At 64.9% G+C, this 18,857-nt stretch carries 17 protein-coding genes; 13 read left to right on the top strand and 4 right to left on the bottom strand.

All coding sequences use genetic code 11. From position 1 onward, the window contains the following. The first annotated feature begins 9 nt into the window (after nt 1-9). A complete protein-coding gene (locus TabM4_RS13185; RefSeq protein WP_434613065.1) occupies nt 10-1,458 on the top strand; it encodes a TrkH family potassium uptake protein in 1,449 nt (482 codons plus the stop codon). On the opposite strand, the gene TabM4_RS13180 is transcribed toward TabM4_RS13185, so the two are convergent. Continuing rightward, complete coding sequence (locus TabM4_RS13180) at nt 1,459-3,228, bottom strand: serine protease (RefSeq protein WP_434613062.1); 1,770 nt, start codon at nt 3,226-3,228, stop codon at nt 1,459-1,461. 193 nt (nt 3,229-3,421) lie between these two features. On the opposite strand from TabM4_RS13180, the gene TabM4_RS13175 reads away from it, so the two are divergent. The 8 genes from TabM4_RS13175 to glmM all read left to right on the top strand — a co-directional run bounded on the left by TabM4_RS13175 (nt 3,422) and on the right by glmM (nt 14,159). Continuing rightward, nucleotides 3,422-4,348, top strand: coding sequence for a glycine--tRNA ligase subunit alpha (locus tag TabM4_RS13175; protein WP_434613059.1), 927 nt, complete (start codon nt 3,422-3,424; stop codon nt 4,346-4,348). Next, nucleotides 4,345-4,818 carry a DUF6446 family protein gene (locus tag TabM4_RS13170; protein WP_434613056.1) on the top strand — a complete coding sequence of 158 codons (474 nt, stop codon included), beginning with the start codon at nt 4,345-4,347 and terminating at the stop codon, nt 4,816-4,818. Before TabM4_RS13175 ends, TabM4_RS13170 begins: the two co-directional genes overlap by 4 nt. 4 nt (nt 4,819-4,822) lie before the next feature. Beyond that, entirely contained in the window at nt 4,823-7,135 is a 2,313-nt protein-coding gene (gene glyS, locus TabM4_RS13165; protein WP_434613054.1) for a glycine--tRNA ligase subunit beta, read from the top strand. 166 nt (nt 7,136-7,301) lie between these two features. Further along, on the top strand, nt 7,302-9,845 hold the full coding sequence (locus TabM4_RS13160) for a putative PEP-binding protein (protein ID WP_434622071.1): 2,544 nt from the start codon (nt 7,302-7,304) through the stop codon (nt 9,843-9,845). 209 nt (nt 9,846-10,054) lie between these two features. Continuing rightward, complete coding sequence (locus TabM4_RS13155) at nt 10,055-10,738, top strand: cell wall hydrolase (protein WP_434613051.1); 684 nt, start codon at nt 10,055-10,057, stop codon at nt 10,736-10,738. Between the two features lie 114 nt (nt 10,739-10,852). Further along, nucleotides 10,853-11,761 carry a dihydroneopterin aldolase gene (locus TabM4_RS13150; RefSeq protein ID WP_434613048.1) on the top strand — a complete coding sequence of 303 codons (909 nt, stop codon included), beginning with the start codon at nt 10,853-10,855 and terminating at the stop codon, nt 11,759-11,761. Between the two features lie 47 nt (nt 11,762-11,808). Continuing rightward, nucleotides 11,809-12,816 carry a dihydropteroate synthase gene (gene folP, locus TabM4_RS13145; protein ID WP_434613046.1) on the top strand — a complete coding sequence of 336 codons (1,008 nt, stop codon included), beginning with the start codon at nt 11,809-11,811 and terminating at the stop codon, nt 12,814-12,816. Next, a complete protein-coding gene (glmM, locus tag TabM4_RS13140) occupies nt 12,813-14,159 on the top strand; it encodes a phosphoglucosamine mutase (protein WP_434613043.1) in 1,347 nt (448 codons plus the stop codon). Before folP ends, glmM begins: the two co-directional genes overlap by 4 nt. A gap of 136 nt (nt 14,160-14,295) precedes the next feature. Here the strand turns inward: glmM and TabM4_RS13135 are convergent, their stop codons facing one another. After that, on the bottom strand, nt 14,296-14,463 hold the full coding sequence (locus TabM4_RS13135; RefSeq protein WP_434613040.1) for a hypothetical protein: 168 nt from the start codon (nt 14,461-14,463) through the stop codon (nt 14,296-14,298). Nucleotides 14,464-14,599: 136 nt separating this feature from the next. Next, a complete protein-coding gene (locus tag TabM4_RS13130) occupies nt 14,600-15,076 on the bottom strand; it encodes a hypothetical protein (protein WP_434613037.1) in 477 nt (158 codons plus the stop codon). Nucleotides 15,077-15,116: 40 nt separating this feature from the next. Here TabM4_RS13130 and TabM4_RS13125 point away from each other — a divergent pair, with 40 nt between their 5' ends. Further along, nucleotides 15,117-16,241 (top strand): ImmA/IrrE family metallo-endopeptidase, encoded by a 1,125-nt coding sequence (locus TabM4_RS13125; RefSeq protein ID WP_434613034.1) that lies wholly within the window; start codon nt 15,117-15,119, stop codon nt 16,239-16,241. Nucleotides 16,242-16,244: 3 nt separating this feature from the next. Continuing rightward, a complete protein-coding gene (locus tag TabM4_RS13120) occupies nt 16,245-16,694 on the top strand; it encodes a hypothetical protein (RefSeq protein ID WP_434613031.1) in 450 nt (149 codons plus the stop codon). 72 nt (nt 16,695-16,766) lie between these two features. On the opposite strand, the gene ilvC is transcribed toward TabM4_RS13120, so the two are convergent. Then, nucleotides 16,767-17,789 (bottom strand): ketol-acid reductoisomerase, encoded by a 1,023-nt coding sequence (gene ilvC / locus TabM4_RS13115; RefSeq protein ID WP_434613028.1) that lies wholly within the window; start codon nt 17,787-17,789, stop codon nt 16,767-16,769. Nucleotides 17,790-17,921: 132 nt separating this feature from the next. Between ilvC and TabM4_RS13110 the strand changes: the two genes are divergently transcribed. Together TabM4_RS13110 and TabM4_RS13105 are read left to right on the top strand one after the other, a co-directional pair. Then, entirely contained in the window at nt 17,922-18,377 is a 456-nt protein-coding gene (locus TabM4_RS13110; protein ID WP_434622069.1) for an Lrp/AsnC family transcriptional regulator, read from the top strand. Further along, entirely contained in the window at nt 18,374-18,832 is a 459-nt protein-coding gene (locus TabM4_RS13105; RefSeq protein ID WP_434613025.1) for an Lrp/AsnC family transcriptional regulator, read from the top strand. Before TabM4_RS13110 ends, TabM4_RS13105 begins: the two co-directional genes overlap by 4 nt. The last annotated feature ends 25 nt before the right edge of the window (nt 18,833-18,857 follow it).

The raw sequence follows: 18,857 nt of genomic DNA, 5'->3' as shown, positions 1-18,857 counted from the left end.
TCCCGGCCCATGATCGACTTCCGTCCTGTAGCCCATGTCATCGGCCTTGTGATCGTCGCGCTTGGGGGGGCCATGGTCTTTCCCATGCTGCTGGATCTTTCGGCGGGGGACGGGAATTGGGCGGCCTTCCTGAAATCGGCGCTGATCTGCCTTGTGGCGGGCGGGGGCGTGGCGGTTGCCACGGCGAATGCGCTGTCGGGGGGGCTGTCGTTGCAGCAGATCTTCCTTCTGACGGTGCTGACATGGGTTGCGGCCTGTTTCTTCGGGGCCTTGCCCCTGATCCTTGGGGCGCCGGGGCTGCGCTGGACGGATGCGATCTTCGAGGCGACCTCGGGGCTGAGCACGACGGGGGCGACGATGATCGTCGGGCTGGACGACCTGCCGCTGGGGGCGAACCTGTGGCGGGGGATGCTGCATTGGCTGGGCGGGTTGGGGATCGTCATCGTGGCGATGCTGTTCCTACCGGTGATGAAGGTGGGGGGGATGCAGTTCTTCCGGTCGGAGGGGTTCGACACGCTGGGCAAGGTGCTGCCGCGTGCGCTGGATATCTCCAGCGCGCTGGTGCAGATCTACGTGGTGCTGACGGTGACCTGCGCGCTGACCTATGCGGCGCTGGGGATGACGGGGTTCGACGCGGTGGTTCATGCCATGTCGACCGTGTCGACGGGGGGATTTTCCACGTCGGACCAGTCCTTCGCGAAATTTGCGGGGCCGCTCGAATATGCGGCGGTCGTCTTCATGCTGGCGGGAAGCCTGCCCTTCATCCGGTTCATCCAGTTGTGGCAGGGGGAATGGGTGCCGCTGTGGCGCGACCGGCAGGTGCGGGCCTATCTGCGCTGGAACGCCTATGCCATCGGGGCGATTGTCCTTTACGAGGTGCTGACGCATGACATGGCTTTCACCACGGTGCTGCGCGAGACGACGTTCAATGTGGTGTCGGTGTTTTCCGGGACGGGGTTCACCAGCGCCGATCTGGCGGCATGGGGGGCGTTTCCCTTTGCCATCTTGTTCATCACCGGGCTGATCGGGGGCTGCACCTCCAGCACGGGCTGTTCGGTGAAGGTCTTCCGCTATCTGATCCTGCTGGAGGCGGTGAAGGTGCAGCTCAAGCGGCTTTACCAGCCTGCGGCGGTGACGCCGCTGCGCTATGAGGGGCGGGTCGTCACGGATGACGTGCTGAACGCCGTGATCTCTTTCTTCACGCTGTTCATCCTGAGCTTTGGCGTGCTGGCCGTGGCGCTGAGCCTTGCGGGGTTGGAGGTGAAGACGGCGGTGACGGCGGCATGGACCGCGATTGCCAATGTGGGTCCCGCCTTCGGGCCGGAGGTGCATCCGACCGGGGCGCTGGTTGCCTTTCCCGATGCGGCCAAGTGGATCATGATCGTCGGCATGCTGCTGGGGCGGCTGGAACTGATGGCCGTCTTCGTGATCCTGATGCCGCGTTTCTGGCGCGGCTGATCAGTCCCAGCAGGAGACGAGGACGGTCATCCTTCCGGCGGCGCGGGCGAGGTCTTCGGGTGGCAGGGCGCCTTGCCGGGCTGCCTGCGCGAGGGTGACCCCCTTGGCCTGAAGGGCCGCGGCGATGCTGGCGCCCGTGGCGGCGAAGGCCACGCCTTCGGGCAGGACCCGCGCGGGATCGTCGGAGGGGGGCAGCAGCATGCCAAGGACAGCACCCGTATTGTCGACGATGGGACCGCCCACATCGCCCGGCAGGGCCGTGAGGGCGAGGCGTTTCAGCCCGGCTTCGCCCGCCAGCCCTTCGGCCGCGGCAAGGGTGCCGAAGGTCAGCACCGGGGCCGGCAGGGCGTCGCCGAAGCTGTAGCCGGCGACCGCGACCTCGGCCCCGATGCGGTCGGGGCCAAGCTGGAATTCGGCAGTGGCCGGAGGGCTTATGGCGGTGGCGGGGGCGAGGAGGGCGATGCCCGCCGCCGGATCGGCAAGGGTGACCGTCGCCTCGGTCACGCCGTCCAGCGTGATGCGGGCGCATTGGTCCACGGCATCGGCGGAGGTCAGGACGCTGCCCTGCGGGTCGATGAAGAAGCCAGAGCGCGTGAGGCGGGGTTTGCGCACCTCGAGCCCGGAGAGGAGGCCCTGTTTCGTGGCCCCGTCCATGGGCACGATGCCGGGGTCGAGCGCGCGGTCGCCCACGGGGCGGAAGCTGGCCTCGATGGCGGGAAGGATACGGTCGATGGGCAGATCGGCCGCCGGGTTCCAGGTGACGATCCAGCCCTTGATCAGCCCGCGCGAGAGTTCGGCATAGGCCTGCGAGGTGACTGAGGCGCTTTCGCCGCGGAGGGTGAAGCTGCGTTCGCCCCTTTCGCGCGCCCCGGTGGGCGGCATGATCTGCAGGGTCTGGAGCGTGTCATAGAGCGCGTAGAGCGCGGATTGGTCGCCCGGTTGGCTGATCAGGATGATGCGCAGGGCGTCGGAGCCATCCTTGGGCAGGTAATGCACGAAGGGCGGTTCGTAATGGTCGAAGGCGACGAGGGCGGTGGGCAGCGTCACCTCGATCCCGGCTTCGGGTTCGGTGATGGTTTCAAGGCCGAGGGCGGCCTTTTCGGTCTGGTAGTTGGCGATAAGGGTGTCGCGCTGGAAGGTGGTGAGGACGCCTGTCGGGTCGAAGCCGTTCGCCTCTTGCCATGCGGTCATGGAGGCGCGGGTGCCGCGTCCGAAGGCCCCGTCGATGGTGCTGGTGTAGAAGCCATACCATTTCAGCGCGGTCTGGAGGAGTTCGCGATCCTGCTGCGAGAGAAGTGCCTCGGAGGCGCGGGCCTCTTCGGGGGTTTCGTCGGGCAGGACGGGCAGGGGTTCCGAGACTGTCGCGGGTTCGGCAGCCGCTTCCGGTTCGGCCACGGCTTCGGGTGCGGGGGCGGCGGCCTCTTCGGTGCCTGCGACCGCCGGCCAGAAGGGATCGCGGAAGCTGCGGCCATCGCTGATGAAGCTGTCAGCGGGGATGAGGTTCTCGCGCTTCAGATCAGCGAGGCGCGTGGCGGCATCGGCGCGCGAGAAGGGGCCGAGTGCGATGACATGCCAGCCGGAGGTGACCACGAAGCCCTGCACGTCGTCGAACATGGCCTGCCATGCCTTCGCGCGATCCTCGGCCTCGGACAGGCGGGGCTTGGCTTCGATCTGGATCCAGACCTGCGGTTCGGTGTCCTGCGCGAGCGCGGGCCGCGTGAGGGGGGCGGCAAGGGCGAGGAAAAGGCAGGCAAGAACCAGTCGGAACATTCGCGGCAATCCATTCAGTTTTCGGCGCGGAGCCTATCAGAGCGGGCCGGTGATGCACGCCCTTTCCGGACCTGCACGATCTTTGCCCGCAAGCTGTTGCCGGTGACCCGTCAGTCCCCGGTGCCCGCCTGCGAGGATTGACCCCCGGATGCCTCTTGCCTATGGAGGGGGCGGTTTTCAAGAGGGTCCGGACATGGCCGACGGCGCGACGCTTCCCCGCAGCTTTCAGGAGATCATCCTGCGATTGCAGGGATACTGGGCCTCGAAGGGCTGCGCGGTGCTGCAGCCCTATGACATGGAGGTGGGCGCAGGCACCTTCCACCCCGCGACGACCCTGCGGTCGCTGGGCACGAAGCCATGGGCTGCCGCCTATGTGCAGCCGTCGCGCCGTCCGACCGACGGGCGCTATGGCGAGAACCCGAACCGCCTGCAGCATTACTATCAATATCAGGTGATCATCAAACCGTCGCCGCCGGATCTGCAGGAGCTGTACCTCGGGTCGCTGCGGGCGATCGGGCTGGACCCGATGGTGCATGACATCCGTTTCGTCGAGGATGACTGGGAAAGCCCGACGCTGGGCGCTTGGGGCCTTGGCTGGGAGGTCTGGTGCGACGGGATGGAGGTGAGCCAGTTCACCTATTTCCAGCAGGTCGGCGGGCATGACTGCCGCCCCGTTTCCGGCGAGTTGACCTATGGGCTGGAGCGGTTGGCGATGTATGTGCTGGGGATCGATCACGTGATGACGATGCCCTTCAACGACCCGGACGCGCCCATCCCGCTGACCTATGGCGACATCTTCCGCCAGACGGAGGAGGAATACAGCCGCCACAATTTCGACGGCGCGACGACCGACATGTTGTTCCAGCATTTCAAGGACGCGGAGGCGGAGTGCGAGAAGCTGCTTGGGTTCGAGCCTGAGGACCCGAAATCCGGCAAGCGGATCGTCATGGCGCATCCGGCCTATGACCAGTGCATCAAGGCTTCGCACCTGTTCAACCTTCTGGATGCGCGCGGGGTCATTTCCGTGACCGAACGGCAGGCCTATATCGGGCGGGTGCGGGCGCTGGCCAAGAAATGCGCCGATGCCTTCCGGATGACCGAGGCGGGGGCTGACGCGTGAATGGAAAGATTGCGGCGGGGGCCATCGTGGTGATCGGGGCGATTGCGGGCGTGGCCATGTATTGGCTGCAGGTCTATGCCTTCTACGAGGAGGCGGCCTTCGTTCCGGGCGAGGAGATCAAGCTGACGCTGATCGAGGGCGGGCAGGCCGAACCCATCATCGCGGAAGAGGTGACGGGGATCGACAGCGAAAGCTCGCCCATCCGGTTCCGCGCCTGTTTCCGCACGCCGATGACGCAGGCGATGCTGACCGAGACCTACCAGATCTATACAGGCGCGGTGCCCAATGTGGCGCCCGGCTGGTTCGACTGCTTTGACGCGCAGGCCATCGGCGCGGCGCTGGAGCGGGGCGAGGCCATCGCCTTCCTTTCGGAAGCCAATATCCACCCCGGTGTGGACCGCGTCGTCGCGGTCTTTCCCGATGGCCGGGCCTTCGCCTGGCACCAGTTGAACGCTGCGGCGAGCGAGTGAACACATGCCTGACCTGCTGATCGAACTCTTCTCGGAAGAAATCCCCGCGCGGATGCAGGGGAAGGCGGCGGCCGACCTGAAGAAGCTGGTGACGGACGGGCTGGTGGAGGCGGGGCTGACCTATGCCTCGGCCGGGGCGTTTTCGACGCCGCGCCGTCTGGTGCTGTCGGTGGAGGAGTTGACGGCGGAGAGTCGGGCGGTGCGGGAGGAGCGCAAGGGGCCGCGGGTGGATGCGCCGGCGGCGGCGCTGGAGGGGTTCCTGCGGTCGACGGGGCTGACCAAGGAGCAGCTGGAGGTCCGCGACGACAAGAAGGCGCAGGTCTATTTCGCCGTGGTGGAAAAGCCGGGGCGGAAGGCCGAGGAGATCGTTGCGGAGGTGCTGGAAGGCGTGATCCGCAATTTCCCTTGGCCGAAGTCGATGCGCTGGGGGTCCGGGTCGCTGCGCTGGGTGCGGCCGCTGCAATCGGTGCTGTGCCTGATGGTGGATGAGGCGGGGGCGCGGGTCGTGCCTTTCGCCATCGACGGGATCGTGGCGGGCAGCACGACCGAGGGGCATCGTTTCATGGGGCCGGGGCGGTTTGCCGTCTCGTCCTTCGAGGATTACCGGGTGAAGCTGGCGCGGGCCAAGGTGATGCTGGATGCCGCTGAGCGCGAGGCGCAGATCTGGCAGGAGGCGACGAACATGGCCTTCGCCGCTGGCCTCGAAGTGGTCGAGGATCGCGGGCTGCTGACCGAGGTGGCGGGGCTGGTGGAATGGCCTTCGGTCCTGATGGGGACGATTGGCGAGGAGTTCTTGGGGCTGCCGCCGGAGGTTCTGCAGACCTCGATGAAGGAGCATCAGAAGTTCTTCTCGGTGCGGAACCCCAAGACGGGGCGTATCGAGCGGTTCATCACGGTCGCCAATATCGAAGCGGCGGATGGCGGGGCGGCGATCCTGAAGGGCAACCAGAAGGTGCTGGCGGCGCGCCTGTCGGACGCGCGCTTCTTCTGGGAGAATGACCTGCGCGTGGCGAAGGGCGGGATGGGCGAGTGGGCCGAGGGTCTGCGCGCGGTGACGTTCCACAACAAGCTTGGCTCGCAGGCGGAGCGGATCGACCGGATCGCGGCCCTGGCGCGCGAGATTGCGCCTTTGGTGGGTGCGGATGCCGAGTTGGCGGCTGACGCCGCGCGGGTGGCGAAGCTCGACCTGCGGTCCGGGATGGTGGGCGAATTCGCCGAGTTGCAGGGCGTGATGGGTCGCTATTACGCGCTGGCGGCGGGGATGCCTGCGGCGGTGGCGGATGCGTGCCGGGATCATTACTCGCCGCTGGGGCCTTCGGACGCGGTGCCGGTGGAGCCGGTTTCGGTGGCCGTGGCGCTGGCGGACAAGATCGATACGCTTCTGCACTTCTGGTGGATTGGCGAGCTGCCAACCGGATCGAAAGATCCTTATGCGCTTCGACGCGCTGCATTAGGAACTATACGTCTGCTTCTAACTTCCAGCATTCGGGTTGAACTGGTAGCTTTGCTAAACACTTTCCTTTGGCAGATATTGTCCGCACTAGATAATAGCTACGGTTCCATTTTGGCGATCGGACCGGAGGTTGGTATCGCCGATGAGGATCAAGCGATCTACAAGGTGCGTCGTTACCGCCACATTCGTAGTCCGCAAGAATTCTATGAAGTGCGTCTCGACGAAGGTGAAGTTGAGTTTGGGTTCGCCGATTTTGACCTGAAAGGTCTGGATGGCGAGGAAGGTGTTCAGTTTTTTGAAAAAATCCGAATGGGCTTCCGAGATCCACATTCCGTCGCCCCAGACCTCCTCGCCTTCTTCCACGACCGCCTGAAGGTCTTCCTCCGCGACCAAGGCATCCGGCATGACGTCATCGACGCCTGCCTCGCCATGCCCGGCAATGACGACCTGACGCTGCTCGTGAAGCGGGCGCAGGCGCTGCAATCCTTCCTGTCCTCCGACGACGGCACGAACCTCCTGCAAGGCTTCAAGCGCGCCAACAACATCCTGACGCAGGCCGAGGCGAAGGATGGGGTGGCGTATTCCTTCGGCGCGGACCCGAAGTTTGCCGAAAGCGACGAGGAACGCGCGCTCTTCAACGCGCTGGACGTGGCGGAACAGGCCATCGGTCCCGCGATGAAGGCCGAGGATTTCGCCGCCGCAATGGGGGCGATGGCGCAACTGCGCGCGCCCATCGATGCCTTCTTTACTGCGGTGCAGATCAACACCGACAATCAGGTGGTGCGGCGGAACCGCCTGAACCTCTTGCACCGCATCCGCGCCATCTGTGCGGGCGTGGCGGACCTGACGAAGGTGGAAGGCTGACCTTCCCCTTCATCCGTTCTCAAATATCCCACGGGGGTCCGGGGGTGTGAAACCCCCGGGGGCAGCCCAAGGCGCGGCGCCCGAAAATCAGGCAATGTCAGGCTTGATTGACAGGCCGAAGGGCGTATCCTGCATCTGCAAAGGAAAGGTCGCCGCAGTGCAGAAGATGGACGTGCTTCCCGATTTCGCCGAGGTGACCCCTTCGGCGCGCATCCAGACCACGGCCCATGGCTGGCGGGCGAAGTGCCTGCAACGCCTTGTCCGGCTTGACCTGCCGGTGCCAGAGACGGTGGCCCTGCCTGCCGCCACGATCCGCGCCATCGCGGCGGGGCATCCGGTGGATGTGGAGGCGATCCTTGCGCATTTCGGCCCCGATACGCTGATCTCGGTCCGGCCCAGCCCGGTGAACCCCGATTGGGGCGGGCCGGCCACCATCCTGAATGTGGGGATGAATGCCGCGCGCCATGCGATGCTGGCGGAACGGCATGGGCAGGCGGCGGCGGATGCGCTGTACCTGCGCTTCGTGCAGGCCTATGCGACCCATGTGGCGCGGCTGGACCCCGACATGTTCGAGAACCGCGCGGCGACAGCCGAGGCGCTGCGCGATGCGCTGCGGGTCTATGAGATGGAGATGGACGAGGAATTCCCGCAGGAACCGGCACGCCAATTGGCCGAGGTGCTGCGGTCCATGGCGCGGGCATGGGAGGGGACGACGGCGCGGCTGTTGCGGCAGGCTAAGGGCGCGCCGGAGGATGCGGGGCTGGGGCTGGTCGTGCAGGAGATGGCGCAGGGGATCGGCAAGGGCGTGTCCGGGTCCGGCGTGATCCAGTTCGTCGATCCGGTGACGGGGCTGCCGCAGGTGACGGGGCGTTATCTGGGCCAATCGCAGGGGCGGGACGCGCTGAAGCGGACCGAGGCGATCTATCTGACGCGCGATCCGCGCGGGCCGTCGCTGGAGGAATTGGCGCCGGGGCTGTTTGCCGATCTGGTGCGGTTCGGCGCGGCCTGCCGGGTGAAACTGCGCGAGGAGATGCAGATCGAATTCACCATCGAGGACGGGCATCTGTCGGTGCTGGATGCGGTGAAGGTTCCGCGTTCGGCGCGGGCGGGGTTGAAGGTGGCGGTCGCCTTGGCCGAGGACGGGGTGATTTCGGAAGCCGATGCCGTGCTGCGGGTGGAGCCGCGGGCGCTGTCGGAGCTTTTGCACCCGCAGGTGGACCCGCGGGGGGCGCGGGATGTGTTCGTGAAGGGGATTGCCGCCTCTCCGGGTGCGGCGACGGGGCGGATCGTGTTCTCGTCGCAGGCCGCGCAGGCCAGTGCGGCGCGGGGGGAGCCCTGCATCCTCGTCCGGCGGGAAACGGCGCCGGAGGATATCCGGGGGATGCATTCGGCGGTGGGCGTGCTGACCGAGCGGGGGGGGATGACATCCCATGCCGCCGTGATCGGGCGGGGGCTGGGCTTGCCCTGCATCGTGGGGGCGTCGGACCTGAAGCTGGATTCCAAGGAGAAGAAGCTTGTCGCGCCGGATGGGCGGGTGTTCGGGGAAGGGGACATCATCACGGTGGACGGCACGACGGGGGAGGCGCTTGCGGGGGCGGCGGAGATGCTGGCCCCGGCGCTGGATGACAGTTTCCGCAAGCTCTTGGGCTGGGCGGACCAGTATCGCGACATCGGCATCCGGGCCAATGCGGATACACCACAGGATGCGGCGACCGCCCGGCAGTTCGAGGCGCAGGGGATCGGTCTGTGCCGGACGGAGCATATGTTCTTCGAGGAAGACCGCCTGATCGTGATGCGCGAGATGATCTTTGCCGATACGGCCAAGGATCGCGCGGCGGCGCTGGCGCGGCTTTTGCCGATGCAGCGCGATGATTTCGTGCAGCTTTTCGACATCATGCAGGGGCTGCCCGTCTGCATCCGCCTGTTCGACCCGCCCCTGCACGAGTTCCTGCCGCAGTCGCGCGAGGGGTTGCGGGAACTGGCCGAGGCGCTGGATCGGCCCCTGTCGGAGGTGACGCGGCGGGCCGAGGCGATGGCGGAATTCAACCCTATGCTGGGGATGCGCGGGGTGCGGCTGGGGGTGGTGCTGCCGGAAATCTATGACATGCAGGCGCAGGCCATCTTCGAGGCGACGGTGGAGGTGGGGCGGCGTGGCGCGGCGGTGGTGCCGGAGATCATGATCCCGCTGGTCAGCGCGCGGCGCGAGGTGGAACTGGTCAAGACGCGCATCGACGCGGTGGCGGCCAAGGTGCGGACCAAGGCGGGGGCGGAGTTCGCCTACAAGTTGGGCGTGATGGTGGAGACGCCGCGCGCGGCGCTGCGTGCGGGGGAGATCGCGCAACATGCGGCCTTTCTCTCCTTTGGCACGAATGACCTGACTCAGATGACCTATGGCCTGTCGCGCGACGATGCGGGGCGGTTCATGAACACCTATGTGCAGCAGGGGGTTTTCCCGGAGGACCCCTTCCATATCCTTGACGTGGACGGTGTCGGAGAGCTTTTGCATATCGGGGCGGAGCGGGGGCGGCGGACGCGCGGCGACCTTGTCCTGTCGATCTGCGGTGAGCATGGCGGCAACCCGGAATCCATCGCCTTCTGCCGCAAGGCGGGATTCGATTACGTCTCCTGTTCGCCCTATCGGGTCCCGCTCGCGCGGCTTGCGGCGGCGCATCTGGCCCTGAAGGAGCGTGAGGACGAATCGGGAAAGTGACACAAGATCATGTGGTTGGCGCGCAATGTTTATACTGCGCGTTAATTTTGGTGGGCGGATATCCGCCGAAGCAGGCCGGAAACCGGTTGTAATTTTGCCACATTGGTGGACTCGGACCCCGAAGACGGTCTAACCCCCCGCGTCGTCATCGCCGGGGGCCTGTTCCCGCGGCCTTGACGGGGCTGAAACAGACCGGGACACACGAGACCATGCGCTTGCACACAGGCTGGATCACGGGGGCGATTGCCGCCGTCATCCTGAATGGAGCGGCCTTCGCCGACGTGACGGTGAGCCAATCGAACGATCCGACCGCCGCCATCGGCGGCACGCTGGGCGGCCTTCTGGGGGCCGAGCGTCAGGCGCTGAACGCGCTGCCCGAGGGGCGGCTGACGGAGCTTGCGGTCGGGCCGAAAGTTGAAACGCGGACGACGCCGGGCAAGGCGGCGGCTGTGCCGGCCCTGATCCGCTATGACATGGCGTGGCTTGCCGCGCAGCCGGAGCCTGTGGGCGATGCGCAGTGGGAATGCCTGAGCAAGGCCATCTACTTCGAATCGCGCGGCGAGACATTGCGCGGGCAGTTCGCTGTCGCTGAGGTCATCCTGAACCGCGTGGACAGCCCCGATTACCCGCGCACGATCTGCGGGGTGGTGGAGCAGCGCGGCGGAGGCGGCTGCCAGTTCAGCTATGTCTGCGACGGGCGGGCCGACCGGATGCGCGACCCTGAGGCGATGTGGATCGCCGAGCGGATCGCGCGGGTGATGATGGATGGCGCGCCCCGCACCCTGACGATGGGGGCCACGCATTTCCATACCCGCTGGGTCCGGCCCGATTGGGCGCGGCGTTTCCCGCAGACGGCGGCCATCGGGGCGCATCTGTTCTACAAGCAGCCCTGAATCGCGGTGGCATGAGTCGCCTTGGTTGCGGATTCTGCCGGGATCGGACATGGAAGCGGCGGGGGCAGGGGATAACCTGCCCCTGATCCTTTTGGCGCCGGAGGAGGCGAGACCATGACCAGCGACATCCGGCTTGCCTTCGCCCATCCCGAGGAGCGCGCGGTCGCATCCGCCAGCGCCGACCCGCGCGACCGCATTTCCTTGCGTGATCACGTTGTGGAGGTGGAGATCGGCGCCTTCCAGCAGGAGCGCGGGACGCGTCAGCGCATCCAGTTCAATGTGGTGGTTGAGGTGCGGCCGCAGCCGCAGCCCTTGGACGACGATGTGGACAAGATCCTGAGCTATGACCGGATCACCGAGGCGATTGCGGCGGAGTTGGCGGCGGAGCGGTTGAACCTTTTGGAGACGCTGGCCGAGCGGGTGGCAGAGCGCATTCTGGCCGAGCCGCAGGCGATGCGCGCCTTCGTCCGGGTGGAGAAGCTGGACCGGGGGCCGGGGAAACTGGGCGTGGAGATCGTCCGCAGCCGCGCCGAGGCACCCTTGCGTGCGGTGGGAACGGATGGGGTCGAGGCGGCGGTGCATCCGCTGGTCGTCTTTCTGGACAATGCGGCGATCCATGCAGGCGATCTGGGCGCGCGGCTGGATGCCTTGCAGGCGCGGGGCGTGCCCGTGATCCTGACCGTGGGTCTGCCCGATCTGCCGCGCCCGCAGACCGGGCACAAGCCGACGCAGCGGCGGATCGACCTGCTGGCGATCGAGCAGAACGCATGGACGCTGGCGGCAAAGGATGACCGTTGCGTGGTCGTTGCCACGCGGACCGAAATCGACTGGGCGGTGAAGCGCGGGCAGATGATCGTCTGGGCGCCGTCCAAGCTGGTTCTGGATGCCGTGGACGGGCCGCAGAGCCGCGAGCCCGTGGCGCTTGCGCTGTGGCTGGCCGAGGTGATGGCGGCGCAGGGCATCGTCGTTCACGGGGATGTTGCAGTTCCGGCAGGAAGCCGCGTGCCGGTAGAGCGCGGCTGAGCCGCGGCCCCCTTGCACGGGGGCGGCGCTGCGCCTAGGCAGGGCGCATGGAATATTACCGTCCGATAGCATCTGTCGACCCCGCGCGCCCTGAGGGTGCCCTGCCTTTGGCCGGGGGCTGGTGCTGGTTTGCCGAGGTCGAGGTGCTGCGGCGGGATGCGACGCCCCGGATCGTGCCAGTGGCGCAGGTTCCGGGCGAGGTGCGCGACCGGCTGAGCGCCCCGCGCCCGGCCTTTGGTGCCCTGCCGATGGACCAGCCGCAGATCATGGGTATCCTGAACGTGACGCCCGACAGTTTCTCTGACGGGGGGCGTTTCCTTGCGCCCGAGGCCGCGCTGGCGCAGGCGCGGGCGATGGCGGCGGGGGCGGATGTGCTGGATATCGGCGGGGAAAGCACGCGCCCCGGCGCGGCAGAGGTCGCCGTGGCGGAAGAGGTGGAGCGCACGGCCCCGGTGATTGCGGCGCTGCGGGAGGGCGGGCTTTCCGTGCCCATCTCCATCGACACGCGCAAAGCGGCGGTGGCGCAAGCGGCGCTGGCGGCGGGGGCTGGGATCGTGAACGACGTGGCGGCCATGGGGTTCGATCCTGCGATGGCGTCGGTTGTGGCAGAGGCGGGGGCGCCCGTGATCCTGATGCATTCGATAAAGACGCCCGCGACGATGCAGGACGATCCGCGCTATGAGGATGTGCTTCTGGATGTTTACGATTTCCTGAAGGCACGGATCGCTGCCGCCGAGGCGGCGGGGATTTCGCGCGACAAGATCATGGTCGATCCCGGCATCGGTTTCGGCAAGACGGCGGAGCATAACCTGCAGCTGATCCAGCGGTTTTCGCTGTTTCACGGGCTGGGCGTGCCGGTGCTGCTGGGCGCGTCGCGCAAGCGGTTCATCGGGACGATCGGGCAGGAACCGGACGCGGCGCGGCGGGTGCCCGGATCGATTGCCGTGGCTTTGGCCGGGGTGGCGCAGGGCGCGCAGGTGCTGCGCGTGCATGATGTGGACGAGACGCGGCAGGCCTTGCGCCTGTGGCAGGCGGTGCATGGGGTGACGGGATGACACGCAAGCTCTTCGGGACGGACGGGGTGCGGGGGACGGCGAACAGCTTTCCCATGACCGCCGAAATGGCACTGCGCCTTGGCGCGGCGGCGGGGCGCTATTTCCGGCGCGATGACAGCGCCGCGCACCGGGTGGTGATCGGCAAGGATACGCGGCTTTCGGGCTATATGCTGGAGAATGCGCTGACGGCGGGGCTGACCTCGACGGGGATGAATGTCCTGCTGCTGGGCCCGGTGCCGACACCTGCGGTGGGGTTCCTGACGCGGTCGATGCGGGCGGATCTGGGGGTGATGATCTCGGCCAGCCACAATCCGCATCATGACAATGGAATCAAGTTCTTCGGTCCCGACGGGTTCAAGCTTTCCGACGAGGCGGAGGCGGAGATCGAGGCCATTCTGGAGGGCGAGATCACGCCCGCGCGGCCGGATCGGATCGGGCGGGCGAAGCGGATCGAGGATGCCAAGGGGCGCTATCAGGAATTCGTCAAGACGACGGTGCCTTCGGGAGTGCGGCTGGACGGGTTGAAGGTGGTGATCGATTGCGCGAACGGGGCGGCCTATCGGGCGGCGCCGGAGGTGCTGTGGGAATTGGGGGCGGAGGTCATTCCGGTGGGGGTCACGCCCAACGGGACCAATATCAACGACCGCTGCGGATCGACCCATGTGGAGACGGCGGCAGAGGCCGTGGTGGCGCATGGGGCGGATGTGGGCATCTGTCTGGATGGCGATGCGGACCGCGTCATGATCCTGGATTCGCAGGGAAAAGTCGCGGATGGCGATCAGATCATGGCGCTGATGGCGCTGCGCTGGGCCGAGGAGGGGCGGCTGCGCGGGGGGGCCTTGGTCGCGACCGTGATGTCGAATCTGGGGCTGGAGCGGCGGTTGGAGAAGGCGGGGCTGCGGCTGGAGCGGACGGCTGTCGGGGACCGCTATGTCGTTGAAAGGATGCGGGAAAAAGGGTTCAATCTGGGCGGGGAGCAGTCGGGGCATATCGTGATGACCGACTATGCCACCACGGGCGACGGGCTGGTGGCGGGGCTGCAATTCCTAGTGGAGATGGCGCGGACGGGGCGGCCTGCGGCGGAGTTGACGCGGCAGTTCGAGACGGTGCCGCAGATGTTGAAGAATGTCCGTTATGCCCAAGGAAAACAACCGCTTGGCGACCCTGCGGTGCAGGCCGTGATCGCCGGGATGGAGGGGCGGATCGCGGGGCAGGGGCGCATCCTGATCCGCAAATCGGGGACGGAGCCGCTGGTGCGGGTGATGGCGGAATGCGAGGATTCCGCGCTGCTGTCGGAGGTGGTGGAGACCATCGTCGCGGCGGTGGAAAAGGCCGCCGGATAGCGGTTTTCGGCGTACCGGAACCTGTGCCGGAAACTGTACCGCAAACCGTCAGCACGTAGCGGACGCCGCGTTAGCACCCCGTTAGCCGCCACTCGGGCGGCTGCGGGGTGCGCGCGGGGCCGGATCGCGGGCCGCCCTAGACGTCCTTGCGGGGGTCTTCGGTCGTGTCCTCGACGGTATCCACCTCGGCCGGGGCGGCGCTGCGGGGGCGGTTCCACGCGGGCTTGCGCCGCGCGCCGGGGGTGGCCTTTTCATTAAGGAAGGCGGCGAGGTTGAAGGGGGGTTTGGGGGTCGACATGCCCATGGGTCGTCCTTTCGGGATGCTGCCGGACGACGACGGGGGGCCAAGGCGAGGCCGGCCACCGCTGTGCGGGGTTGCGCCGGAGTGCGGCGTGGGGAGGGTATGCGCCTTTTGTGGGGGGAAAGATAGAGGGAGGCGATCAGGTTCGCTTCGAGCGGAGGGCCATCAAGACCAGACCTTCAACCTGAGCGATATCTTTTTGGACTCCTTCACATTTCTTCTTGATGACGTAAGACGCTAACAGAAACAATAAGATAGGCACGCACAAGCAGAATACGTAGTAGCTCACAACACCGAAGCAGCCGATCTCAAGTTGAGGGCGCGCCTCACTGAGCCCAAAACCCAGTACAGCAACAACGAGCAGCATTACGGAAACCTTCAAGAATGCGCCGCTTAGCCCTTCGAGTTGAAGTTCAAGGCGCAGCAAATCGCCATTGAGGCGGTTCACCTCGGCTCTCTCAGATGCCAACCGATTGGTCCGCACAACGTCCTGCAGCGAAGTGAGCTTCCTACGAAGACGGCCTAAGCCTCCCGCGCCCACAACCTGAATGAGCGCCAGAGATACGAAAAGGCCTACGCCAGCACTTGAAATGCTGGACAAATCCCCAATTTCCATGCCTCTATCTGGGCAAAGAATGATGTGCGGTTGAGTTTGCATGCAGTTTGGAAGCGCGTTCACCGAAATCCTCGACAAGCGACAAATGCCACTGTCCGTTCTTGCGGACCGATCAGGCTTTGACGAGAGTAAGCTTAAAGCTGTCTTGGATGGAAAGGAAGAAGTGACCGACGAGTTGGCGGCAAACGTCGCTGATGCCCTTGGTGTGCCTACACGTGCTCTGTTTGCGACTTCAGCACAGCATCTGTCCAGTATCCCCGATTTCCGGCGTAGAGTGCCAAGCCGCAGTCTGCTGGAACCCGAGGCAATAAAGGCGATCGCCTTCGTTGAACGTATTTCGTTAACACTGTCGGCGCTGGGAATCGACTTTTCTTCGAGTAACAGCCTGCACAAGCATTCTGGGCCGCTGACTCGTGCAGCGGCAGAGGATTTGGCGTACAAATGGCGGCGCAGGTGGGGAATAACAGAAGAGCAGCAACTGGAATGGCGTGACGCAAACAAAGTTTACGGCAGCCTTCGTGAGTTCGTTGAGGGACTTGGTATTTTCGTGATCCATTTTAAGTTCGGCACGGATACGGTGTCTGGACTTTATGCGAAAGTGGATCGCGGTCCTCATACGATACTGATTAATACTTTCGCTTCTAGCAAAGCGCGTAAGCTGTTTACTTTGGCCCACGAGTTTTGTCATGTCATCCTAGGGGCTGACGGCGTTTCAAATTCGGCGTCTGCCAAAAACAAGACTGAAGCATTCTGCAATAAGTTTGCGGCTGCGTTGCTTGCTCCGGCATCTTTGATGCTGCGTGCGTTGAAACGATACGGATACGAGCCGTCACTTTCCGATGATTTGATTCGGTTACTCGCTCGCAATGTTGGGATTAGTCAACAAGCGTGTGTTCTGCGCCTTAGTGAACTGGGCTTAGTCGAGGCCAGTTCATACAGGCGCTGGATGTCTCAGTTTTCTGGTAAAGCGCCAGATGGCGACTTGTCCGATGGTGGAGGCGGTGGCGGGGTCGACCCCATACAGGCTAAGCGAACCCAATTTGGTAGGTCCTTCATCAATAAACTTGCTTATGCCTATAATGAAGGAATACTTGATGATATAGGCATATATCGGCTGTCAGGCATCAAGCCAAAGTATCAAAGTGCCTTGTTTGAGGCCAGATAAATCGTGGCAAAAGGTGCGGTGAAGGTCGAGTATGTCTTTGATCTGCATGGCATTCGAGAGATACTAGCGACAGGAAGCAATTTCGCACTGTCCAGTTTCTCGGATGGATTGGCAGATGGCTCAATCAAGATACTCTCGAGCGTGAGTAGAGAGCTGAAGGATGTTGATGAGGCCTTATATAAAAAGCTTCAGCACATAAAATCGGGTCGAGTCTATATTGAGACCCGTGCGGCGCATTATGCAGTGCAGCAGGCCTTGATGGAGAAACACGGTTCAAGTTGGTATGGAGGCATACCGCCGTCTGAGCACTTTGAAGTTGTGGCAATTGCGCAGTCTGAAGGAGCTGCGGTTGTTACTGGTAAAAAGCAAATTGCGGACTACAAATCAATATTGAAGAAATGTGCGGTTTCCGGGGTTGAAATCTACGCCGCCTCTGAGTTCTATTTGATCTGATCTCCAAATTTGATGAAGAAAAGGCCGGCCCTCCCGGACCGGCCCCCCCATTTTTCAACCCTCTCGCGCAGATCAGTTCCGCGCGCGGTCGACCATCTTGCCCTTGGCGATCCACGGCATCATCGCGCGGAGCTTTTCGCCGACCTTTTCGATCTGGTGCTCGTCGTTGATGCGGCGGGTGGCCTTGAAGAAGGGCTGGCCGACGGCGTTCTCCTGCATGAAGTCGCGGACGAACTTGCCGGTCTGGATGTCGGTCAGCACGGCCTTCATGCGGGCCTTCGTCTCATCATAGGGCAGGATGCGCGGGCCCGAGACGTATTCGCCGTATTCGGCGGTGTTCGAGATCGAGTAGTTCATGTTCGCGATGCCGCCTTCGTAGATCAGGTCCACGATCAGCTTCACCTCGTGCAGGCATTCGAAATAGGCCATTTCCGGCTCATAGCCCGCTTCGACGAGGGTTTCGAAGCCCATGCGGATCAGCTCGACCAGACCGCCGCAGAGGACCGCCTGTTCGCCGAAGAGGTCGGTCTCGCATTCCTGGCGGAAGTTCGTCTCGATGATGCCGGAGCGGCCGCCGCCGATGGCGGAGCAGTAGGAGAGGCCGATTTCCATGGCCTTGCCGGTCGCGTCCTGATGGACGGCGACGAGGCAGGGGACGCCGCCGCCCTTGGTGTATTCGCCGCGGACGGTGTGGCCGGGGCCCTTGGGGGCCATCATGATGACGTCGACGCCTTTCTTGGGCTCGATCAGGCCGAAGTGGACGTTGAGGCCGTGGGCGAAGGCGATGGCGGCGCCTTCGCGGAGGTTGTCGTGGACGTATTGCTTGTAGGTGGCGGCCTGCAGCTCGTCGGGCATGGTGAACATGATGAGGTCGCACCATGCGGCGGCCTCAGAGATGCCCATGACCTTGAGGCCTTCGGCTTCGGCTTTCTTGGCGGAGGGGGAGCCTTCGCGGAGGGCGACGACGAGGTTCTTGGCGCCGGAGTCGCGGAGGTTGAGGGCGTGGGCGTGGCCTTGCGAGCCGTAGCCGAGGATGGCGACTTTCTTGTCCTTGATCAGGTTCACGTCGCAGTCACGGTCGTAGTAGACGCGCATTGGTGGCGCTCCTTCTTGTGTGGTTGATGGGGGGAGCATAGGGATTTCGGGCGTGTTGGGCGTCCATTGTTTGATGTTTTCGCAGGGATGTGCGAAGGATCATGCGTGAAGTGGCGGTTTGGTGGATGGATCATGCTGGACGAGACGGATCGGCGGATATTGCGGCATCATCTGGCAGAGCCGGGGCTGGCGCGGGCGGAGCTGGCGGCGCGGGCGGGCGTGACGGTGGCGACGCTGTGGCGGCGGCTGGAGCGGATGGGGGCGGCGGGGGTGATCCGGTCGGAGGGGGCGGTGATCGACTGGCGGGCGCTGGGGTATGGGGTGGAGGTGAGTTTGCGGTTCACCTTGGACAAGACGGACCCGCGGGCCTTTGACGATTTCATCGCGGCGGCGCGGGAGGTGCCCGAGGTGCTGGCGATCGAGACCTTTCTGGGGCGGGTGGATGTGCGGTTGAACGTGATCGCGCGGGACATGGCGCATTATCAGGAGGTTTATCGGAGCCGGATTTTGACGCTGCCGCATATCGCGGAGCTGGAGGCGCTGATGCTGATCTCGACGATCAAGGAGCAGGAGGCCTTGCCGCTGTGATCGATCTGGATGACGTGGATCGGGCGATCTGTCGGGCCTTGGCTGCGGATGCGGGGGTGTCGGCGGGGGAGTTGGGGCGGCGCTTCGGGTTGAGCCAGCCTGCGGCATGGCGGCGGGTGAAGCGGCTGGAGGAGGCAGGCGTCATCGCGGGGCGGCGGGTGGAGGTGGACCGCGCGGCGCTGGGGTTCGGGGTGACGGTGTTTCTGGGGGTGAAGCTGGCGGCGCGGGGGCGGGTCAGTCTGGAGGATTTCGAGCGGGCCGTGGTGGCGATCCCGGAGGTGCAGGTGGTGCAGCATGTGCTGGGGCTGTTCGATTATCGCCTGCGGGTGGTGGCGCGGGATATTGTGGATTTCGAGCGTGTCTTGCGGCGGCGGATCATGACGCTGCCGGGGGTGGGGAATGTGGAGGCGAATGTGTTGCTGACGGAGGAGCGGCGGCCGGGGCCTTTGGGCTAGGCTTGCGAAGCGGAGCGGCGTGCCG

This window comes from Tabrizicola sp. M-4 (assembly GCF_051132405.1).
Classification (GTDB): Bacteria; Pseudomonadota; Alphaproteobacteria; order Rhodobacterales; family Rhodobacteraceae; genus Paragemmobacter.
This window is presented reverse-complemented; position numbering and strand designations above follow the sequence as displayed.

What these genes read in the sequence shown, in the direction of transcription:
- TabM4_RS13180 (WP_434613062.1), bottom strand. Translation starts at nt 3,228, where the DNA reads ATGTTCCGACTGGTTCTTGCCTGCCTTTTCCTCGCCCTTGCCGCCCCC.
- TabM4_RS13185 (WP_434613065.1), top strand. Translation starts at nt 10, where the DNA reads ATGATCGACTTCCGTCCTGTAGCCCATGTCATCGGCCTTGTGATCGTC.
- TabM4_RS13130 (WP_434613037.1), bottom strand. Translation starts at nt 15,076, where the DNA reads ATGGAAATTGGGGATTTGTCCAGCATTTCAAGTGCTGGCGTAGGCCTT.
- TabM4_RS13125 (WP_434613034.1), top strand. Translation starts at nt 15,117, where the DNA reads ATGCAGTTTGGAAGCGCGTTCACCGAAATCCTCGACAAGCGACAAATG.
- TabM4_RS13110 (WP_434622069.1), top strand. Translation starts at nt 17,922, where the DNA reads ATGCTGGACGAGACGGATCGGCGGATATTGCGGCATCATCTGGCAGAG.
- TabM4_RS13135 (WP_434613040.1), bottom strand. Translation starts at nt 14,463, where the DNA reads ATGGGCATGTCGACCCCCAAACCCCCCTTCAACCTCGCCGCCTTCCTT.
- TabM4_RS13175 (WP_434613059.1), top strand. Translation starts at nt 3,422, where the DNA reads ATGGCCGACGGCGCGACGCTTCCCCGCAGCTTTCAGGAGATCATCCTG.
- ilvC (WP_434613028.1), bottom strand. Translation starts at nt 17,789, where the DNA reads ATGCGCGTCTACTACGACCGTGACTGCGACGTGAACCTGATCAAGGAC.
- glyS (WP_434613054.1), top strand. Translation starts at nt 4,823, where the DNA reads ATGCCTGACCTGCTGATCGAACTCTTCTCGGAAGAAATCCCCGCGCGG.
- TabM4_RS13160 (WP_434622071.1), top strand. Translation starts at nt 7,302, where the DNA reads ATGGACGTGCTTCCCGATTTCGCCGAGGTGACCCCTTCGGCGCGCATC.
- TabM4_RS13155 (WP_434613051.1), top strand. Translation starts at nt 10,055, where the DNA reads ATGCGCTTGCACACAGGCTGGATCACGGGGGCGATTGCCGCCGTCATC.
- TabM4_RS13150 (WP_434613048.1), top strand. Translation starts at nt 10,853, where the DNA reads ATGACCAGCGACATCCGGCTTGCCTTCGCCCATCCCGAGGAGCGCGCG.
- glmM (WP_434613043.1), top strand. Translation starts at nt 12,813, where the DNA reads ATGACACGCAAGCTCTTCGGGACGGACGGGGTGCGGGGGACGGCGAAC.
- folP (WP_434613046.1), top strand. Translation starts at nt 11,809, where the DNA reads ATGGAATATTACCGTCCGATAGCATCTGTCGACCCCGCGCGCCCTGAG.